The 20,209-nt window shown below is 41.5% G+C and carries 15 protein-coding genes; 4 read left to right on the plus strand and 11 right to left on the minus strand.

The features are described 5' to 3' along the window. Nucleotides 1–240: 240 nt before the first annotated feature. From asnS to M1F03_RS12895, 3 genes are all read left to right on the plus strand, one after another. Nucleotides 241–1,641, plus strand: coding sequence for an asparagine--tRNA ligase (asnS, locus tag M1F03_RS12885; RefSeq protein WP_154623422.1), 1,401 nt, complete (start codon nucleotides 241–243; stop codon nucleotides 1,639–1,641). Between the two features lie 533 nt (nucleotides 1,642–2,174). After that, the gene (locus M1F03_RS12890; protein WP_318840138.1) at nucleotides 2,175–3,266 is read left to right on the plus strand and encodes a porin; all 1,092 of its coding nucleotides are present in this window, start codon (nucleotides 2,175–2,177) and stop codon (nucleotides 3,264–3,266) included. Between the two features lie 355 nt (nucleotides 3,267–3,621). Next, nucleotides 3,622–4,812 carry an amino acid aminotransferase gene (locus M1F03_RS12895; protein WP_154623295.1) on the plus strand — a complete coding sequence of 397 codons (1,191 nt, stop codon included), beginning with the start codon at nucleotides 3,622–3,624 and terminating at the stop codon, nucleotides 4,810–4,812. A gap of 125 nt (nucleotides 4,813–4,937) precedes the next feature. Here the strand turns inward: M1F03_RS12895 and M1F03_RS12900 are convergent, their stop codons facing one another. From M1F03_RS12900 to cmoM, 8 genes are all read right to left on the minus strand, one after another. Next, on the minus strand, nucleotides 4,938–5,585 hold the full coding sequence (locus tag M1F03_RS12900; RefSeq protein WP_154623294.1) for an MBL fold metallo-hydrolase: 648 nt from the start codon (nucleotides 5,583–5,585) through the stop codon (nucleotides 4,938–4,940). A 325-nt stretch (nucleotides 5,586–5,910) separates the two neighbouring features. Next, nucleotides 5,911–6,459: a YcbK family protein gene (locus tag M1F03_RS12905; RefSeq protein ID WP_154623293.1), complete on the minus strand. Its 549-nt coding sequence runs from the start codon at nucleotides 6,457–6,459 to the stop codon at nucleotides 5,911–5,913. A gap of 418 nt (nucleotides 6,460–6,877) precedes the next feature. Continuing rightward, a complete protein-coding gene (gene ldtD, locus M1F03_RS12910; RefSeq protein WP_163862615.1) occupies nucleotides 6,878–8,605 on the minus strand; it encodes a L,D-transpeptidase in 1,728 nt (575 codons plus the stop codon). Nucleotides 8,606–9,034: 429 nt separating this feature from the next. Further along, nucleotides 9,035–9,748 carry an acid phosphatase AphA gene (aphA, locus tag M1F03_RS12915; RefSeq protein ID WP_154622459.1) on the minus strand — a complete coding sequence of 238 codons (714 nt, stop codon included), beginning with the start codon at nucleotides 9,746–9,748 and terminating at the stop codon, nucleotides 9,035–9,037. 259 nt (nucleotides 9,749–10,007) lie between these two features. Continuing rightward, nucleotides 10,008–14,453, minus strand: coding sequence for a chromosome partition protein MukB (gene mukB, locus M1F03_RS12920; protein ID WP_251464495.1), 4,446 nt, complete (start codon nucleotides 14,451–14,453; stop codon nucleotides 10,008–10,010). Continuing rightward, a complete protein-coding gene (mukE, locus tag M1F03_RS12925) occupies nucleotides 14,450–15,178 on the minus strand; it encodes a chromosome partition protein MukE (protein ID WP_154622457.1) in 729 nt (242 codons plus the stop codon). Before mukE ends, mukB begins: the two co-directional genes overlap by 4 nt. After that, nucleotides 15,159–16,484 (minus strand): chromosome partition protein MukF, encoded by a 1,326-nt coding sequence (mukF, locus tag M1F03_RS12930; RefSeq protein ID WP_154622456.1) that lies wholly within the window; start codon nucleotides 16,482–16,484, stop codon nucleotides 15,159–15,161. The genes mukE and mukF overlap by 20 nt, the downstream gene beginning before the upstream one ends. Beyond that, the gene (gene cmoM, locus M1F03_RS12935; RefSeq protein WP_154622455.1) at nucleotides 16,481–17,269 is read right to left on the minus strand and encodes a tRNA uridine 5-oxyacetic acid(34) methyltransferase CmoM; all 789 of its coding nucleotides are present in this window, start codon (nucleotides 17,267–17,269) and stop codon (nucleotides 16,481–16,483) included. Before cmoM ends, mukF begins: the two co-directional genes overlap by 4 nt. A gap of 417 nt (nucleotides 17,270–17,686) precedes the next feature. Here cmoM and elyC point away from each other — a divergent pair, with 417 nt between their 5' ends. Continuing rightward, nucleotides 17,687–18,514 (plus strand): envelope biogenesis factor ElyC, encoded by an 828-nt coding sequence (elyC, locus tag M1F03_RS12940; RefSeq protein WP_154622454.1) that lies wholly within the window; start codon nucleotides 17,687–17,689, stop codon nucleotides 18,512–18,514. A gap of 71 nt (nucleotides 18,515–18,585) precedes the next feature. On the opposite strand, the gene kdsB is transcribed toward elyC, so the two are convergent. From kdsB to M1F03_RS12955, 3 genes are all read right to left on the minus strand, one after another. Next, nucleotides 18,586–19,329: a 3-deoxy-manno-octulosonate cytidylyltransferase gene (gene kdsB, locus M1F03_RS12945; protein WP_154622453.1), complete on the minus strand. Its 744-nt coding sequence runs from the start codon at nucleotides 19,327–19,329 to the stop codon at nucleotides 18,586–18,588. Nucleotides 19,330–19,334: 5 nt separating this feature from the next. Beyond that, nucleotides 19,335–19,514, minus strand: coding sequence for a Trm112 family protein (locus M1F03_RS12950; RefSeq protein WP_154622452.1), 180 nt, complete (start codon nucleotides 19,512–19,514; stop codon nucleotides 19,335–19,337). Nucleotides 19,515–19,658: 144 nt separating this feature from the next. Continuing rightward, a complete protein-coding gene (locus M1F03_RS12955; RefSeq protein ID WP_154622451.1) occupies nucleotides 19,659–19,874 on the minus strand; it encodes a cold-shock protein in 216 nt (71 codons plus the stop codon). Nucleotides 19,875–20,209: the final 335 nt, after the last annotated feature.

Below are 20,209 nucleotides of genomic sequence, written 5' to 3' on the forward strand. Positions count from 1 at the left end.
TTTACTTGCTATTAGAGCCCTAACTAAGGTATAGCTAGGGACTACGACCTTTCTGGTAGAAAAGTCACGATTTTTTACTTGTTTCCTGCCTCACGGCAAGTAACATAGAACATCAATCTTGAAATAGAGAATTTCAGGAAAACAAATACTTTCACTGGTCATATCAATATGGTTGATAAACAATCAGAACAGTGGAAATGTCATCGTTAATTTCGTTTATATAAAAAGAGAGTAATTTTTATGATCGTTGCGCCTGTAGTCGATGTACTGCAAGGCCGTGTGGCGGTGGGCTCTGAAGTCACCGTTCAAGGCTGGGTACGTACAAGGAGAGATTCAAATGCTGGTTTTTCTTTCCTCGCCGTTTATGACGGTTCCTGCTTTAACCCATTACAGGCTGTCATCAATAATAATTTATCTAATTATAACGACGAAGTCCTGCATCTGACGACAGGCTGTTCTGTTGAAGTCACGGGGATCGTGAAAGAATCACCAGGCCAAGGCCAATCTTTCGAGTTAGAAGCAACAGCAGTTAAAGTGGTAGGTTGGGTTGAAGATCCTGACACTTACCCAATGGCAGCAAAACGCCATAGCGTTGAGTATCTACGTGAAGTCGCACACTTGCGTCCACGCACTAACTTAATCGGTGCAGTAGCGCGTGTTCGCCACACGCTTGCCCAAGCATTACACCGTTTCTTTGATGAGCAAGGTTACTTTTGGGTTTCAACCCCAATTATTACAGCATCTGATACCGAAGGTGCGGGTGAAATGTTCCGTGTTTCGACACTGGACTACAATAACCTGCCACGTAATGACAAAGGTGAAGTTGATTTCAGTGAAGATTTCTTTGGTCGAGAGTCCTTCTTAACCGTATCAGGACAATTGAATGGCGAAGCTTATGCTACAGCATTAAGCAAAGTTTATACCTTTGGCCCGACTTTCCGTGCAGAAAACTCAAACACCAGCCGCCACTTAGCGGAATTCTGGATGGTTGAGCCGGAAGTGGCTTTCGCTAATCTTGATGATGTGGCGGGTCTTGCAGAACAAATGCTGAAATTTGTCTTCAAGGCAGCACTTGATGAGCGTCGTGATGATCTCGAGTTCTTTGCTCAACGTGTCGATAAAGACGTCATCAACCGTTTAGAAAACTTTGTTAATTCAGATTTCGCGCAAGTCGACTATACCGATGCGATCAAGATCCTAGAAACTTGTGGTAAGAAATTTGAAAACCCAGTGTACTGGGGGGTTGATATGTCTTCTGAGCATGAGCGCTATTTGGCTGAGCAACATTTCAAAGCACCGGTGGTTGTTAAAAACTATCCTAAGGACATTAAAGCTTTCTATATGCGCCTTAACGAAGATGGCAAGACAGTGGCAGCAATGGATGTACTCGCCCCCGGTATTGGTGAAATCATCGGTGGTTCACAACGTGAAGAGCGCCTTGATATGTTAGACGCACGTCTTGATGAAATGGGAATGAATAAAGAAGATTACTGGTGGTATCGCGATCTACGCCGCTATGGCACAGTACCACACTCTGGTTTTGGCCTTGGCTTTGAGCGCTTAGTGGCTTATGTCACTGGCGTTGGTAACGTTCGTGAAGTCATTCCCTTCCCACGTACGCCAAGAAATGCAGCATTCTAAGACTTATTAGCCTTATCTTTTATATCGAATATCGGGTCGCTATAGGCCCGATATTATTTTTAATATCTTTTATTACTTTTATAATATTTTCAAAGGCTATAACCACGTTGACACCAGTGTACAAATTAACACCATTTTTTAAGCCAATTTAATTTAGATCAGAAAAATCTGCTTTTTTCCTCATTTCTTGTCTTATCTATAAGCAAATCTGTCAATTATACTTATCTAAATTGTTCAAAAAAAGCGCAATTTGACCTCTCAAAAAGTTCCCTAAATTTTGTAATTATTTTTAAACTGGTCATACCTGTGGTTGTTTTTTGATCTATTTTTTACATTTTGAAACACCTTGTTACCATTTGTTTCAGAATCTTTATTTTTGTAGCACTTTGAGGGTAGATAAATTTATTTACCAATGGAACACTGGACGCCGACATAGACGACACTAATCTCTCATAAATAGTTCCAATTTTTTTTGAGAATTATTTTTGGCAGTGGCAGGTGTCCGAATAACACCAATGAGGGTAATAATAATGATGAAACGCAATATTCTTGCAATGGTTATCCCAGCTCTGTTGGCTGCAGGCGCAGCAAACGCAGCTGAAGTATACAACAAAGACGGCAACAAACTAGACGTTTACGGTAAAGTTGACGTTCGTCACTATTTTGCTGACGCTGATAAAGGTAAGAAAAGTGAAGATGGCGACGACTCACGTGTTCGTTTAGGCCTGAAAGGTGATACTCAAATCACTGATCAACTGACTGGTTTTGGTCGTTTCGAGTGGGAAACTAAGACTAACAAAGCTGAAGGCCAAGACGAAAACAAAAACCGTCTAGCGTATGCTGGTCTGAAATTTGCTGACTTCGGTTCAATCGACTACGGCCGTAACTACGGTGTGGTTTATGACACGAACGCATGGACCGACGTATTCCCACTGTGGGGCGCGGACACTATGGCTCAGTCTGACAACTTCATGACTAGCCGTAACCGTAACCTGTTAACTTACCGTAACAACAACGCATTCGGTTATGTTGATGGCCTGAGCTTCGCTCTGCAATATCAAGGCAAAAACGGCGACAACAACAAATCATCTTCAGGCGTTGCTAAAGACAACGGTGACGGCTACGGTTTCTCTGCAGCGTATGATTTAGGTTGGGGCGTATCACTGGGTGGTGGTTACTCTAACTCTTCTCGTACTCCTAAACAGCAACGTGATACAACTGCTGGTGGCCAAAAAGCACAAGCATGGAACGTTGGTGGTAAATTCGACGCTAACAACGTTTACTTAGCAGCTATGTACGGTCAAACTCTGAACATGACTCGCTATGGTGAAAATAGTAATATTGCTAACAAAACTGAAAACGTTGAATTAGTTGCTCAATACCTGTTCGACTTCGGTCTGAAACCATCTATTGGTTATAACCAATCTAAAGGTAAAGACCTAGGTGCTTGGGGTAACAAAGACCTCGTTAAATATATTTCTGTAGGTTCTTACTACTACTTCAACAAAAACATGTCTGCAGTTGTTGATTACAAAATCAACCTGCTGAAAGACAACGACTTCACTGATCAAAACGGTATCAACACTGATAACGTAGTTGGTCTGGGTCTGGTTTACCAGTTCTAATTATTGTTTAAACAATAATTCAGACAACAGTGAAATCTGTTTTGAAAAGCAACGCTTCGGCGTTGCTTTTTTTGTTGTGTGACGCGCTATTTTTATCCTTATTTGTCCCTTTACCCTCGTACACTCTCTCCCTAACCACTAAATCCTGCGTTAAGATCAATTATTAATCTAAAGTGTCGATACGTTAGAGAAAATCGCTGCATTTAGTGCGGTTAATGGTCAGATCCCATGCAATTTATACCTACATCACAAGATCTTACCAATTTTTAGTAAAACGGTTGGCAAATTGTTTTCTGCGCGTTAACCTGAGCACTCAACATTTTCGGCTTAACAACTGAGCTTTGGAATCGACAACATGTTTGAAAAAATTACTGCTGCCCCTGCTGACCCTATTTTAGGCCTTGCTGATAGTTTCCGTGCTGACCCTCGTGATAACAAAATTAACCTCGGTATCGGCGTTTACAAAGATGAGTCTGGTAAAACTCCAGTTCTAGACACTGTGAAAAAAGCAGAAAAATTCCTGCTTGAAAATGAAAACACCAAAAACTATCTTGCCATCAGTGGGATGCCAGAATTTGGTCGTGTCACTCAAGAGCTGTTATTTGGTAAAGAGCATGAAATTGTCACTTCTCAGCGTGCTCGTACTGCACAAGCGCCGGGCGGAACTGGTGCTCTGCGTATTGCGGCTGATTTTATCGCTAGCCAAACCAACGCTAAGCGTGTTTGGATAAGCAATCCAACTTGGCCAAACCATAAAAATATTTTTGAAGCTGCTGGCTTAGAAGTCCTGACCTACAACTACTATGATGCCGCTAATCACGGTATGGATTTTGATGGCATGCTAAACAGCCTATCTGCTGCCGTAGCCGGTGATGTTATCGTTCTGCATGGTTGCTGCCATAACCCAACTGGCATCGACCCAACAGTAGAGCAATGGACTAAACTGTCTGCACTATGTGCTGAAAAAGGTTTACTGCCAGTATTTGACTTTGCTTACCAAGGGTTTGCAAAAGGTTTAGATGAGGATGCTGAAGGCCTGCGTATCTTTACTAAACAAAATCCAGAAATGATCGTAGCAAGTTCTTATTCGAAAAACTTTGGCTTATATAATGAGCGTGTTGGAGCTTGCACCATTATTGCTAAAGATAGTGATAATGCAGAGCGCGCATTTAGCCAAGCGAAAGCCGTTATTCGTGCTAACTACTCAAACCCACCAGCACATGGTGCCGCTGTCGTCACAACCATTTTATCTGATGATGCCCTGAAAGCTGAGTGGATCCAAGAATTGACGTCAATGCGTGAGCGTATTAAACGTATGCGTCAGTTGCTGGTAAGCACACTTGAAGAGAAAGGCGCTAAACAAGACTTTAGCTTCATCATTAACCAAAATGGTATGTTCTCCTTCAGTGGTCTGACAAAAGAGCAGGTAGAGCGTCTACGTAGCGAATTTGGTATCTATGCAGTGAGTTCTGGACGTATTAACGTCGCTGGCTTAACACTCGAAAATATGGTTCCACTGTGTGAAGCGATCGTTAAAGTCATCTAAGTTGTAAAACAATCTGAACAGCAAAAAGAACGATACATATGTATCGTTCTTTTTTTTATTAATGAATACCGTGTCTAATTATAAAACGCCCCACTTAATGAGGCGTTTACTGTTCAAACTGTTAATTACCAAACAGGTAAGTCATCCTGCAAGAACGGGTTTGTCTGCCGCTCATGACCTAAATTCGACATAGGACCGTGACCGGGTATAAATTGATAATCATCGCCAAGTGGTAATACTTTATTTTTAATCGATGCAATCAGTGCTTGATGGTCACCACGAGGGAAATCACTACGCCCTACACCCCCTTTAAATAATACATCCCCCATGGAAATCAGTTTATCTGCATGATTAACAAATATAATATGACCAGGTGTATGCCCTGGACAATGCAGAACATCAAAAGTTATTGGGCCACAGCTCACCGTCTGCCCCTCTTCTAACCAATAATCAGGTGTAAAGTCAGGACAGCCTTCAATATTAAACATCGCATTTTGTTGTGCCAACGCCTCAATCCAGAAAGCATCTTCCTTTTGCGGACCATAAATAGGTACCGAAAAATGTTTGGCAATAGCCGCGGTAGCACCGATATGATCGGCATGCCCGTGGGTAAGAAGAATTTTGCTGAGCTTTAAGCCACGTTCTTCAATCGCAGCAATCAGTTTTTCAGCCTCACCGCCTGGATCAACAATCACGGCTTCCATTGAGTTTTCATCCCAAATCACCTGACAATTTTGCATAAAAGGGGTTACTGGGATAATCGTATATTTCATCGAACATTGACTCCGCATCTATGCTACATAGGCTTACGCCGTCTGAGTAACAGAATAATAAAAAAATAATTATTAGGAGCATACAGAAGTCAGAGAGGTGTGTAAATGAAGGGAAGCAATGCGCATAGAAACACAGAAAACAGTCATAACGCTCACCACTTAAAACCAGATAAAGCGACGTTAATTGACTGACAGGTATTCTCAATAATTCGCGTTGCAGCTAGGCGACAAGTAAGGGTATCCCAAGGAGCATACAAAAATGTGGCTCGGGTAACCGAGCGCAGTCAACAATGCTGCGACGTGAATTATGACGAATAACCCAAACCTACCAAGTCCGTGCAGGCCCTGTATCTATATGAACAAAATTACTTCTTGGATAATAACCAACACCACCCGCCTTCATTTTTAAAGCTGCTTTACGAATGTTACTGAGTTGGATACCTTCAATATGGAAATCCATTGCTTGCCCGCGTGTATGGTAGCTCTTTTTCGCCACACCACTACTGCTTCGACGCAATGCATTATTAGTTTCAAGTGAACGATAACCTGAAATCAGCTGAATAGGCTTATTAGTTCCTAACATAACTTGCAGCATATAGATTTGATCAAATAATTTAGGGTCAATCGTTTTGATTTTATCGCTACGGTGATCACGGAATAAATGATTTAATCGGGCTAGTTCTGATTTATTATAATGGCGTCCATCAAAAAACTCTGTTTTTAAAAATTCCCCGGTATTGAGGTTTTGAAAACGCAAAATTTTTGGTCTAGGCGTCGTCATAGCGGCAAAGACATGGTTAGGTAATAAGCTCAGCCCAAAAGCAGCTGCACCAACACCTAACCATTTGCGGCGGTTTTGGTCAATGATATCCATAGGTAGTAGCTCAATTTCAATTAATTAAATATACTGATAATGTTTCAAAGCACTGCGTTATTCACTATCTGTTGCAAGCCGATTGACATAAATACTTATGTTTTCTGACTGACTTCATAGCCGCCTAGCTGAAACTCAAAACAATTAGTATTAGGAACAAAATTTATACTAATAATCAGTCTAACAAATGATATTTAACTTGAATGTATATTAATGTAAATAAATAGGTAAATAAGCGCAAATTTTACATATCATCATCCAAATAGTGACCTGTATCACTAATAATTAGCGAAATATACTCCTTTCATCCTCTGATAATGACTGAAAATTTAGCAGATTAATTTAACGACACACTATCACCTATCTACCAACAATCAATGGTACTACGGCAGGAAGAAAAATCCCCCTGCCGCTAAGCTTAGTGTAAGAAACTTTTAATGACGGGCAATTGCTTTTCCACATTTTCAATACTGTTATCATATTGATAAATATCTGCACGATACTGTGGCTTTTGCTCTTTATCTACCCAAGCTGTTTGATAGTAAAGATAAACAGGGATACGATCTGGAATATTAACATAACGTGTACTGCCTGCTTTTACGGCTCCATCTATACGCTTTTGCTCCCAGCCTGCATCACCTAATAAAATACTTGCCAACTCATTTGCTTTATTGACTCGAACACAACCAGAACTGATAGCGCGTGCGCTACGATTAAATAAACTGTGATTCGGCGTATCATGCAGATAAATCGCATCCGAACTTGGCATATTAAATTTATACCGGCCTAATGAGTTCGTTGGCCCCGGCGCTTGGCGGATCCGATAGGGAAAATTCGCTGGGGTAATTTCATCCCAGTTAATTGAATACGGATCGATTTCAAATGAGTCCTGCCCCCAGCCCGAATAGACGGTGTACCCCTTACGGCTAAAATAACTGGGATCCTGCTTACCACGAGGTGCGATATCTTTACGAGCCATGCTTGTTGGAACGCTCCAAGGTGGATTAATAACAACGTTATTTAATGCACTGCTCATAATCGGCGTCTTCCGGTCGGGACGCCCCACAATCACCTTTGAATCCAAAATAACGTCATCATTTAGATAAAAATTTAATGAGAAAGCGGGAATATTAACTAAAATTCCTGTTCCACTATCTTCAGGAATGATACGTAAACGTTGAATATTCAGCGCCATTAGCCCTGCTTTTTGCTGAGGCTTCATATTGAGCCAAACTTTGGTTCCTTTACCCACCATGCCATCAGCTTCTAGCCCATAGCTTTGTTGAAACTTCTTCACAGGTTCAATCAAGTCTTCACTGTATAAACGGGCTTGGGCAGTTGCTTTTGCTTTCTCTTCCTCGCTTGCTGCTGCATCTATCTCAGTAGAGATAGCGGCAGCATCGATAAATCCTTGGCGGTATAAGATTTCACGCAAAGTGATAACATCATCGCTCGATTGACCCGGTTTCAGTGTTTTAGTCTCCACTAATTCCAGTCCATCATCGTTCATGTTAAGTTGTTTCAACATTTCTTGACGCATAGGTTGATACAACGCATGTTGTGGCGCCTGAGCCTTTACCCATTCGCTTAAATTATTTTCAGCCACTGACTCTAGCCATGGTTTCATTTGCTCAACAGTTGGCGCGCTAATGTTATACGGCTTCTTTTGGTATAACCAAAATTGCCCATTCGCTGAAACCCCTGAAAGGTACTGCAAATACCCCAACATCGCATCAGACAGCATCACATCTCGGCCTAACTCACTTAATTGTGTATTTTCTAATGCGACTAACCATTCACTAAATTGTGGCTGCACCCCAGAAAGAGCCAGCTCTGCTAATTGTTGTTGGAATTGTTCAATAGCCGTTTCATCTTGCCATAACAATTTCATTTGCCGATCTGCGTAGATCTTGGCAATTTGCGATGAAAAAACGGGTTTTACATCAGCAGGTAATGAGGATGTAATTTGCGCTAAGCTTTCAGCCGGTGTCATTACCACGGTAGGTGTCGCAATAACCGCTTGTTGTGGTGCCGTTTCTTCAGCTAGCACTTGCCCATTATCTTGTGCGGAAAGTACTGGGAGCTGTATCGACAATAGCCCACAAATTATTGAGAGTTGCAGCACTTTCACTCTTTTCTTTGCCATAAATCCACCTTAAGTCACGACATGGATAACAATCATTTTTATTATATTGAATATTTATTGTATTTAAATTTGAAAAGAATGTTATAGGAATTAGCTAATTTTGTCTTTAAATAAGCGTCAACATTTTTCTTACTCTGCATGAAAACAGAATAATTTCAGCAAATGAAAAATAGAATTATTTAGCTTTTGAGTTTATGTAGAAGACTGATAAAAAAACTGCTTTTAATTAATCACTCCAATGTCAAAATAAACTTATTCAGTGTATTTGATATTCAATATGACTTAAGAAGAAAAATTTGAACGTGGGATATTGTTACAATGTACTGTCCATTTTTACTATCACAATCGAATGCCGTATCATTTTTTGACTCAAAAAATTAAAGACGCTAAGCGCCTTTAATTTCATTAATATAAGCCAATTAACGCAAATTAGTACTCTGAATTAATCACAACTTCCTCACCAAACTGCCCTGCTTTTGGCAGTGGCTGATAAGAGGAGTTTGCTGCACGTAAGATACGAATACCGCGAATATTTAATTCTCGTGCTGCTGCAATATCGGCATCAGCATCACCATAATAAATTTTTAATTTGTGATCACGCATCCAACTGACTTTATTATTTTGACCAGGCTCATCACCTGCAAAAATGACAGGATTCATTTTATCTTCTGGGATTTTTAGGCCTTCTTGAACATATTTAGTGACGGTTTCTGTTTTTGTTTTAGTACGGCCAGTAATAAAATAAACCGTATCGCCACGTTTTAAGTGCATTTGGACTAAATCGATGCCAACTTTTTTAGGCATACTGAATTTATCCCACTCATTATTCATTTTTTCCCAAAACTCAATATTTTTTAAGTAACTAAAATCATTTGGGGAATATTCCAACTTACCACGATAAAAACCTGGACTAGAAAATAACACGGTATCATCAATATCAAAGCCTACCGCCATTGGAGCTTGACCTTCTAGGCTATTTTTAATTTGCTCAACAGACACCCAATGTATAGGTTTCTGTTCAGCAAGTTCAGCCACCGTCACCCCTGAACTGACGACTTCAGGCATTAATACCTTAGCCTGTGATGTTGCCGTCAAACTGAGTACCAAAGCAACGGCGCTTAAGGTTAATGTCGTTTTTTTCATGTTTAATCCTTATTCATTTATTGACTATGCAGGCATCATGAAAGCAAACCATAACGATATCAAATCTAATTTATTGGGATGCATCACAAGAATTCAGATAATAATGTCTTTCTCTTCATGAAAATGAGACACAAATCTCATTAATATTTTCTGTTTTAGATGATGCGGCCGAAATACAGTAAATTTAGCTTTAGCTTATTAAAAAAAAACGGTGTTAAAAATAACACCGTTTTTCATTTCGCATTAATCAATGAGTGAATTAACTTTGCGATAACTGAGCCTGAATATTTGAATTATCTTGGCCAAAACCTTTAAGACCAACAACATGAACGTGTTCACGGTTATCAAATACTTTACGAACCAATTTATACGTGGTGCCTTTTTCAGGGCTGATATTTTCAGGTGCAGCAATAATTAATTGCATTTCTAATCGTTCACAAAGCTCAAATAAGGTCGCAATAGATTTAGCATCTAGACGAGCCGCTTCATCGAGGAACAACAAACGACAAGGAATAATGTCTTTTGCACGTAAGCGACGTGACTCTTCTTCCCAACTTTGAACGACCATCACCAGTATCGACATCCCCGTACCGATAGCCTCGCCGGTCGATAATGCCCCACTTTCCGCTTTCAACCATCCATCTGAACCCCGGTTGACTTCAACCTCAAGTTCAAGATAGTTACGATAATCAAGCAATTCTTCACCAATAGTCTGTGGTAAGCGTTGCCCCATATCGATCTGAGGATTTAAACGTTGATACAGTTTCGCCATTGCTTCCGAGAAAGTGAGACGCTGGCTAGTAAATAAATCTTGATGCAATTCGCTCTCTTCTGATAACACTGTCAGCATTAATGAGTGACTTTCGCGAATATTAACATTCAGTCTAACCCCTTTAACTTGACCAAATGCAACAGATTGTAAGCCTTGGTTCAACATGCGAATACGGTTTTGCTCACGCTGAATCGTCTTACGAATAATATTCGCCACACTCTTCGAGCTAATCGCCAATTTCTGCTCGCGTGCCGTCAGCTCTTCAGTTAAACGCGCCAGTTCAATTTCCATTTGCTCAATCGCGTCAATAGGATCATCTGTCCGAATGATATCTTGTCGGATACGTTCACGTAGATGCTGATAGACCGCGATAAAGAACTGGATTTTACGTTCTGGACGTTTAGGATCTTCAGACAGGCGTAACACATCTCGCAGATGTTCGTTATCAGCGACCGCGAGACGTAAGGCACCTAATGCCTTATCCGACATAGAACGCAGACTATCGCCATCCGTATACGCTAATTCACGGCGATGTAAGCGACGTTCGACACCATTATCCTTCACTAAACGCATGACAGCACACCAGCCTGCTTTGGCTAAAACCACTTGTTCACGTAAGAGATAATAATCTTTTTCTAACTTACGAATGCGTTTTTGTAAGTTTTCCATTTCAGCTTCGCACAAGGTCAGCTGTTTTTCTAACTGGTTAATACGCGTGCGATTTGCCATCACAGATTGATGCAGCTCATCACGGCGTATACGCGCGCGCTCTTGTGCATCAGGATCCGCTTTCACACCAATATCCTGCATTTCGGCTTCTAACTCTTTCAACATCTCTTGTTTAGTATCAAAAGAGCTGCGTAAAGACGCGAGTACCTGATTAAACTGTGCTGACTGAGATTGTTGCTGACGTAATAATTCACGCGCTCGACTTCTTTCGCCTTCCGCTTGTTCTAAGCGTTGACGCAGCTTATCGTTGAGGTCGGCATTTTCGTTGACCATCCCCGTCGAATCACTGTAGCTAAAGTGAGCTCGACGCTGCACCACTTCGACCAACGCGAATGCCTGCTGTTTCGCAATTTGTTGGCTATGTTTTGCCGTTTCATAGTCTTGGCGCAATTGATCATGTTGTTCAGGATCACTGAGTAGCACGGTCACAATCGGCTCAAGTTTTATCAAAGATTGACCATGCTTATTCAAGAAATGCGCCGCTTCTTCAGCCTCTGAGAGCTCATCGCGAATTTCATCAACACGATCAGCCAGCGTTTCATCCATCAATAACCCAACCAATGGTAATAGTCGGTTCAAGGCTGACACAGACTCTTTACCTTGGACAAATTGTTGGCGCTGCTGCTGAGTTTGCTCCTCAAACTGTGCCAAGCTACGCTCAAGTTCCGTGCGTTTTTGGTTCAAAATACGGATTTCAGCTTCAGGGTCGGCTTCGAAGGCGACTGAAATATGTTGGCCGATAAAACGACTAAATGCTTGGTGCGCACGTTGAATTTTTTGTACATCGAATGATAGCGTTGCATAGCGCTCAGCCAAACTATCACGCTCTAATGTTAAAGCATCAAGATGAGTTTCACGTGCGGCACGGCCAAACAATGGCACTTCCGGATAGCGAGAGAAACGCCACTGTCTATCTGACGAACGAACTAGTACCGCGTTTTCAAATTCTTCTGCATCAAAAACACTATCATCAAAAGAGGATGGATCTCCCTCAATAAAATATACGTCTTCAGGGCAATCCTGTAGTGTTTCTAATTGGCTACGAACTGCGGAGAGATCTTGGACAACGATACCATTACGGGCCGGGCCATACAGTGCTGAGAAGTATGGGGCATCATCAATAGTAATATCATCATAGATTTCTGAAAGTAAAACACCACCAAAACGTTCAGCAAGGGCAAGTAAACGACTATCTTCAGCACCACTCGGTTGGCTAAGACGCTCTATTTGCTTTTCTAGCTCACGCCGTTGCGCGGCGACTTCATCACGTTCAACAGTAATTTCCCTTTCTTGCTCAAGCAATTGCTGCATATATTCAGTAACAGCACTGCTTGACTCAAAGGATTCCCCTGACTGTTCATTCAGCTGAGTCAGCGCTTCTTGAGCCATTAACCAAGCTGGTGCTTTAGTCGTTAATGTTTGAATACGCTGACGGATCTGCTCAATCTCTTGACGCATTTGCATGCGACGTTCGCCGCTTTCATTAACGCCAATACTGAGTTCTTCTTGCTGAGCTTCAATTTCTGCCATTAAGGCATCTAATTCGTCAGGTTCATAGCTTTTGTTATGACGCTTACAAAACTCACTTAATAGACGTTCTGCATTTTGCTGGCTATCTAAACGTTGTTGTAACTCAGATAGCTGCATGCGTAATGGCTGCACACGTTCAGCCAAATGTTGCTGGGAAGACCAGTCACGTAGGAGACTCCTTGCTTGTTGATAAGCATCACTACGGCTGACTTCACCAACGATATTTCTGACGAGTTGATACGCTTGCTCAAACTGACTATGCGCAGCATCGGCAACACTCATTTTCTGCTCTAATGTCAGTAATGCTTCCGTCGCTTGCTGTTCACGGGCTTCAAACGTTTCTAGCCATTCATCTGCATTATCTATTGATAATTCAGGTAATTGGCAGAGTTCACGCGCTCGAGTTAATGCCTGTAAAGCCTGTTGATATTGAATTGCGCGGGTTTGCTGGACATCTAATGCTTGTTGGTAATCGGCCAATTGGCTTTTCAATTCATCAACTTCAATTTCCGCCGCCTCGGAACGTGCTTCAAGTTCTTCCTGCTGTTCAGTCGCTTCAGCAACAACCTCTGATTGTTCTTCCAAGCGATAGGTCAATTCTTCGATATCGGCTTGATAGCGGTCAATTTTTTCTTGTTGGCGTAAAGCGGTTTGCACAAGGTTTAAGTGATCGCTTGCCGCTTGATAATCGGCCTCTAAATCTGAAGACGCGCTGTTTTGCTCATTTAACTCACGCGCAATTTCTACGCTACGAACTTGCTCTTGGCGCAGCTGTTTACGGCTAGCGAATAATTCACTCCGAGCCGCCATTGCCGAATCAAGATGAATACGCCTTTCATTGGAATGACGCATATAATCGGCAGACACATAGTCTGTCGCTTGGCTAATTAAATGCTTAAATAGATCACGGTCGGATTGAGTAACGCGAATGGCTTCAAGTGTGAGTCGGTTTTCACGTAGTGCGGCTTCCATATCTTGGAATGCCTTACGGACGCCACTATTTTCAGGTAATAAATAATCACGTAACGAACGGGTAATCGCACTGGAAATCCCGCCATAAAGTGAGGCTTCGATCAGACGATAATATTTACTACGATCACTCGCTGAGCGTAAACGTTTTGGCAAAACGCCTAATTCAAAAAGAACCGAATGATAATCCGTAATTGAGTTAAATTGTTTAAAATGAATGCCTTCTTGCTGCTCCATGCGTTCTTTTAAATCATTTAACGCAATCACTTTAGCCTGACGTCCATCGAGTACTTCGGTTAGGATTTCCGTCGGTACTGTCGCGATGGGAACCCCTTGGATCATAAAGGGTTTGATATCAACTTTTTTATCACGCCCAGCGACTTGTTGTAGCCTAACCCCTACCATCACCCGTTGGTGTTTCGAGTTCAGCACATCCAAAATGGCATAGCAAACACCGGGGCGTAATTTACCGTGTAACCCTTTATCTCGTGAACCTGACGTTGCACCTGCTTCGGTAGTATTACGGAAGTGAAGTAATGTGAGATCGGGGATCATAGCAGTAATAAAAGCGGCCATGGTCGTCGATTTACCGGCGCCATTTCCTCCTGAGAGGGTGGTAACCAACTCATCAAGGTCAAAGGTACGCGCAAAAAAACCATTCCAGTTAATCAGCGTCAGTGAGCGAAATTTACCACGTTCAATCATACTTGTTCATCCTCATCACTCTCAGGCGCATCTTGATTTTCATCACTCTCGTCATCTTCACTATCTTGTAAGGATAATCCACCTTCAAGGGAAATCGCCTCACCATCACGGATCATGCGTAATTGTGCTTCTTGTACGTTGTCACCACTACGAACATCGGCACCAAAACGGAAGACTGATTCAGAAATAATAAATTTATTCGCGTCATTTTGAATAAAATGCACCATACCTAGGCGGCGTAAACGGTTCAGAGATGTTCTCAACTTTTCTTGCAGTTTTTGTTTATCTAAGTCCGAACCTGTTGAGCGTTGGTTAACAAACTTCAGCAACTTACTCTCATCCGCTAAAGACAATAGTTCTTCAAACAGCTCTTGCGCCGTAAAAATACCTTGGTTAGTTAATCGTTCTGGACTCAAGTAGAGGTAACAAAGAATTTTACCTACCATCATGTCCAGTTCAGATAGCACAGAGCGAGGAATCAAGGTCGTTGAGCGAGGACGTAAATAAAAAAAGCCTTCTGGAGCTCGAATCAATTCTACATTATAGCGTGCATAAAATTGTTCCAGTGCTTCTTGAAAATCCATCAAAAAGGCATGGTTATCAAGATCATCAATACTAATATGACGTCCTGAACGCAACTGGCTATCTAGCTCTGGAAAAATGGGATTAGCCAATGCTTGTGCCATTTTAATTGGCATAAATTGTTCAATATTTGTCGATGACATGTGCCTGCACCTTGGCTCCGTGATCATTAATTGCCTGCCACTCTGACGGAAGCCCCGCCAAATCAGCTTCTGCAATACCTAATTTTACAGCCTGATCAATAATAATTCGTGCAACGTCAAAATGACGTTTCTGAGGATACTGCTTTAAGTACGCTTGTACTACCCGAGCAACATCCAGTGGCTGTTGTTCTCGTTTATAGAATGCCAACTCAGTTTCCATCAATTCTGCAAGTCGATCATTCACTTCACTGAATTCTTCAAATTCAAGCTCTGGAGGCAGCTCTCCCATGACTTCTTCGTCATTTAATGCCAGCTCTTCATCACGCATGTCAAATAAGCGATCAGCGTTGGCATAAGTCAATGCCCATGGACTATCTAAGTATTGTTGAACCGACTGACGTAAACGTTGGGAGAAAATACGGTTTTTATCCATATCAATTGCCGTACGGATAAATTTATGAACATGGCGGTCATAGCCTATCCAAAGGTCGATAGACTGCTGTCCCCAGCTGACGATACGGTCTAATTTATTTTGCAGATCATAAACTAACCGATCAACCATATCGGAAAAGACAGGCGCATTCATATTCGCTTCTTGAATGCGTAATAAATTCGCTTGTAACTTATCGCCTGCGGCCTCTAGTGTATCTTGAAGCTCGCGCAATGTGCCTGACGTTTCTGATAATAATTGTTCACAGTTAGCAATAGCGGCTTGCCAGTCTTGGTTTAACAGTGCCGCAATATCTTCTTTGACGCTGTTTTGCTGCTCATCCATAACGCGCTGAGATAAATCAATACTATCGAATATTTCAGCAACTGAATATTTTAATGGCGCAAAGACAAAACGATGCCAATAGAATTCATCACCACCTTCCTCGGCCGCCTCTGCGGCTCTTTGTAGCTCTCCCGCTACAATGGATAGCTGCATAGACAGCCTTAAAGTGGAAAATTCACGTTGACGAATATAGTAGTCACTAATACCGATACCAAGCGATGTTAAACGGTATATTGCGTTACCTTCCGCAATATCACTTGTGAAACGGTTAAATATTTTCTGGCGAACCATATCGTTGATGGCATTATTCGCTCTGACAGATAACGATTCCGTGGTTTGCTCAAACCCTTTACACACCTCACGAAATGCGTCGATCAATTCCCCTTCACTCATTTCACCGTTAACACGTTCGCTGTTTAATACTGCGACTGCCAACAAAAAAGCCAAACGCTCTGCTGGCAGTGAAATTGAAAAATCATTTTTTCGTGCCCAGGACACGAGTTCAGGGACGGTCTGGGAAAAATCACTCATAAATCGTCCTTTATTATTGGTTTTCGTGCCATGACATGAATATAACGTCCCATACTGATATAGGGCTCCTGACGACAATATTGCTGCTCTAAAGCCAACAGTGCAGGAAAATCTTGTTGCTGTAATTGCCTGCTTTGTAGGTAATCATGAAATACTCTGACACCGCTTTTGCCAATAATATCCATTTTACAATCCGACAGCCACTCATCGACCTGTTGGGGTAATAATGGATTTTGTGGCGATAATGAACGTTTACGTCGACGCTGAATATGCGGTGTAGCAAGATGAAAGTTGCCTAAAATTGCATTTCGCATGACTAAACCATTAGCATTATAGAACATCACAGAAAAGACGCCTTCTGGCCTAATTATATCGACCAACTGTTCAATTGCATATTTCTGATCACTAATCCACTCGAGTACAGCATGAAATAACACTAAATCTACGGGTTCTTCAATATGTTGATCAATATCCTGTACTGCACAATGGATAAAGCGCATATTCTCGCTAATCCCTTGTTGTTGAGCAAGTTCGCTGGCACGCTCTAACATTTCTTCAGATAAATCGCAAAGTATGACTTGATGTCCCATTGCTGCAAGTTTGCGTGAAAAATGCCCTTCTCCACCACCTGCATCCAATATACGCAATGTTTGTCCATCAAACTGAGAGTTAATCAGTTGTGTTAAATCTTGCCAAACAACCGCTTCACGTATTTTACCTTTTGTTGTGCCATAGATATTTTTTGCAAATTTATCAGCAATATCATCAAAGTTGCGGTCTACCATGTATTATCCGGTGGTCCTAAAAATGGGCAATTTATGTCCGTTAACCTAACGCCAATCGCCTAATAAACGCCAAAATCAGCCTGTTCTCATCTTGTAAATGATGAAATAAGATCAAATCCAGAATATGATCCAAAACACGCTCAGCTAAAATAGGCTCGAACATCATGCAAAGTATGCAAGGTGGCTGACGCCTAAATGACATACTCTAACTAATTCGAAGTGCAGTTGGCGACCAGGACATTAGTCGCTGAGAGTTTCGATAACTCTATGACTCATACGTATAAACATAGTCAACAACGCTGCAACTTGAAGTCCTGCGAGTATAACAGATAATAGCCTTATTTTGGCATAGTGCTGTTCTGAATTCAGCAATCGGAACAACGAATTGACGATAAATTCCAAAAAATAGGTTCACTTATGCTATTTCTTTTAAAAAAATACCTTGGGGCATTGCTTATGCCATTGCCTCTGCTGCTGATTCTCGGATTCATTGGCATCCTATTATTATGGTTCACTCGTTGGCAAAAAAGCGGCAAAACCTGTGTTTCTATAAGCTTAATATTGATTACCTTATTAGGCTTACAGCCCATTGCTGACAACTTACTGTCTCCTGTCGAAGAGGGCTTTGATAAACGGTATGAGTTAATTACGAATAATCCACCAGACAATATTCACTATATTGTCGTACTCGGTGGGGGCTTTACCTACAACCCCGATTGGAGTCCAAGCTCTAATTTATTAAATAACAGTCTGCCACGCGTTACCGAGGGCATTCGTTTATACCTAAAACACCCTGGAAGCAAATTGATATTTACGGGGGGGAAAGCAAGTAGCTCGATAAGTAGCGCGGAAGTGGCTGCAATGGTCGCCCAATCGCTAGGTGTACCCGCAGAAGATACCATTGCATTGACCGAACCTAAAGACACTCAAGAAGAAGCATTTGAAGTCGAAAAAATTACCGGTAAAGAGCCATTTTTATTAGTGACATCCGCCAATCATTTGCCAAGAGCCATGTCCATGTTTACTGCCCGAGGTATGCAGCCAATTGCCGCCCCCGCAAATCAGCTCGCCATCAAAAGTGCGTTGAATCCTTGGGAAAAATATATCCCTTCAGCCTATTATTTTAGTCATAGCGAACGGGCCTGGTATGAATTAATCGGCTCTATCTGGTTTTATTTAAAACCCGATAATACTCAACCCCTTGAAACGCCTTTACTCACCCCTGATACCGTAGAGGCTGAATAAATTAAAGCTAACAAAAAAGGTGTGACTCAACGATGAGTACACACCTTATTTCACAATAAGCTATGGGCGGATTATTTGAATTGCTTTCTCACGACTTCAAGGTCTTCGGGTGTATCCACGCCCGCCCCCGGTGCTTTTTCGGCCACCGCGACATGAATTTTCTCTCCATACCACAGCACTCTTAACTGTTCTAGCATTTCGATTTTTTCTAATGGGCTTGTTTCCCATTTAATATAGCGACGGATAAAACCCGCTCGGTAAGCATAGATGCCAATATGACGTAAGAAGTGATCACCAATCGTGTCTTGGTTAATCGCAAATCTATCTCTCTCCCATGGAATGGTCGCTCGAGAAAAATAAAGCGCATAACCTTCATGATCCGTTACCACCTTCACCGCGTTTGGGTTAAAAGCTTCTTGGACATCATGAATAGGAACAGCCAATGTTCCCATTTGTGCCTGACTACCGTGAAGATTTCTAGCGACTTGACTGATAATTTCAGGTGGGATCAAAGGCTCATCCCCCTGTACATTCACGATAATCTCGTCATCAGAAAACCCGTAGGTGTCAATCACTTCAGCTAATCGTTCTGTACCTGATTGATGATTCGGGTCAGTCATGCAGGCTTCACCGCCTGCTTGAATAACCGCATGCGCAACATCAGGATGATCTGTTGCGACAACAACACGTGATGCACCTGATTTAATCGCTTGCTCCATGACTCTTACCACCATCGGCTTGCCATGAATATCAGCCAGTGGTTTACCTGGTAAACGAGTCGAAGCATAACGAGCAGGAATAATGACGGTAAACATAATGATTACTGTCCTTCATCCAGTGCAACTTGGCGTGCTTCCGTTTCTAACAGGACAGGAATACCATCACGAATAGGATATGCGAGGTGATCGAACTTGCAAATAAGTTCAAGGTTTTCTTTGTGATAGCTTAATTTGCCATGACAAACAGGACAAGCAATGATTTCAAGTAAACGGTGATCCATGTTTTCTCCCAAATGGATTTAACTCACTTCCCATCAGGATAGCACAAGCAGATATCACCGTTAACTTTAATCTTTTTGAATAGACTCTCCTGCGAGCGATTGAGAGGATAGGTGCAGGAGATAATAGCTCTGTTAATTATTTAATTAATAAGCGATGACATCAGCAGCCGTTATGCCATCAGAATTGCGAGTAACAGAAAACTCGACGTTTTGACCTTCAGATAATGATTTGATTTTTTTATTTGCAATTGATTTACGTGTAACAAAGATATCGTCACCGCCATTCATTGGTGAAATAAATCCATAACCTTTATTTGCATCAAACCATTTCACTCGGCCCATATGTAATTGAAAATTCATATTAAAACTCCTTTTGTTCTTAGAACAATAATTCTATTTATTGTTTTACTATTACTCTTTACACGTTATACCCCATGATAAATTGCCGATTTATTAAAACGCTTTAAGAGCAAGTAAACTATTACCATTAGATGTGCTTTATCAAATAACACATACAATTAACGACCTTCCACGTACCAATAATCCACTGTAACTTAACAGCACTCTTTGACATTAAGATGACAAAACTGATGAGTAAACGTGGAAATTGCGAGGATATAAAGACTAACTAAATAAACTGGTCGTGAGTCAATTAAATATAGTCTCTATTTATCAATGTATTACATTTATACATG

Source organism: Providencia sp. PROV080 (assembly GCF_033688105.1).
GTDB classification, from domain to species: Bacteria; Pseudomonadota; Gammaproteobacteria; order Enterobacterales; family Enterobacteriaceae; genus Providencia; species Providencia zhejiangensis.

Bases quoted from the DNA above. Each gene is read 5' to 3' on its own strand.
- cmoM (WP_154622455.1), bottom strand. From the start codon at position 17,269: ATGGTAGACCGCAACTTTGATGATATTGCTGATAAATTTGCAAAAAAT.
- asnS (WP_154623422.1), top strand. From the start codon at position 241: ATGATCGTTGCGCCTGTAGTCGATGTACTGCAAGGCCGTGTGGCGGTG.
- M1F03_RS12950 (WP_154622452.1), bottom strand. From the start codon at position 19,514: ATGGATCACCGTTTACTTGAAATCATTGCTTGTCCTGTTTGTCATGGC.
- kdsB (WP_154622453.1), bottom strand. From the start codon at position 19,329: ATGTTTACCGTCATTATTCCTGCTCGTTATGCTTCGACTCGTTTACCA.
- mukF (WP_154622456.1), bottom strand. From the start codon at position 16,484: ATGAGTGATTTTTCCCAGACCGTCCCTGAACTCGTGTCCTGGGCACGA.
- M1F03_RS12900 (WP_154623294.1), bottom strand. From the start codon at position 5,585: ATGAAATATACGATTATCCCAGTAACCCCTTTTATGCAAAATTGTCAG.
- M1F03_RS12890 (WP_318840138.1), top strand. From the start codon at position 2,175: ATGAAACGCAATATTCTTGCAATGGTTATCCCAGCTCTGTTGGCTGCA.
- mukB (WP_251464495.1), bottom strand. From the start codon at position 14,453: ATGATTGAACGTGGTAAATTTCGCTCACTGACGCTGATTAACTGGAAT.
- ldtD (WP_163862615.1), bottom strand. From the start codon at position 8,605: ATGGCAAAGAAAAGAGTGAAAGTGCTGCAACTCTCAATAATTTGTGGG.
- M1F03_RS12905 (WP_154623293.1), bottom strand. From the start codon at position 6,459: ATGGATATCATTGACCAAAACCGCCGCAAATGGTTAGGTGTTGGTGCA.
- M1F03_RS12955 (WP_154622451.1), bottom strand. From the start codon at position 19,874: ATGAATTTTCAATTACATATGGGCCGAGTGAAATGGTTTGATGCAAAT.
- aphA (WP_154622459.1), bottom strand. From the start codon at position 9,748: ATGAAAAAAACGACATTAACCTTAAGCGCCGTTGCTTTGGTACTCAGT.
- M1F03_RS12895 (WP_154623295.1), top strand. From the start codon at position 3,622: ATGTTTGAAAAAATTACTGCTGCCCCTGCTGACCCTATTTTAGGCCTT.
- mukE (WP_154622457.1), bottom strand. From the start codon at position 15,178: ATGTCATCGACAAATATTGAACAATTTATGCCAATTAAAATGGCACAA.
- elyC (WP_154622454.1), top strand. From the start codon at position 17,687: ATGCTATTTCTTTTAAAAAAATACCTTGGGGCATTGCTTATGCCATTG.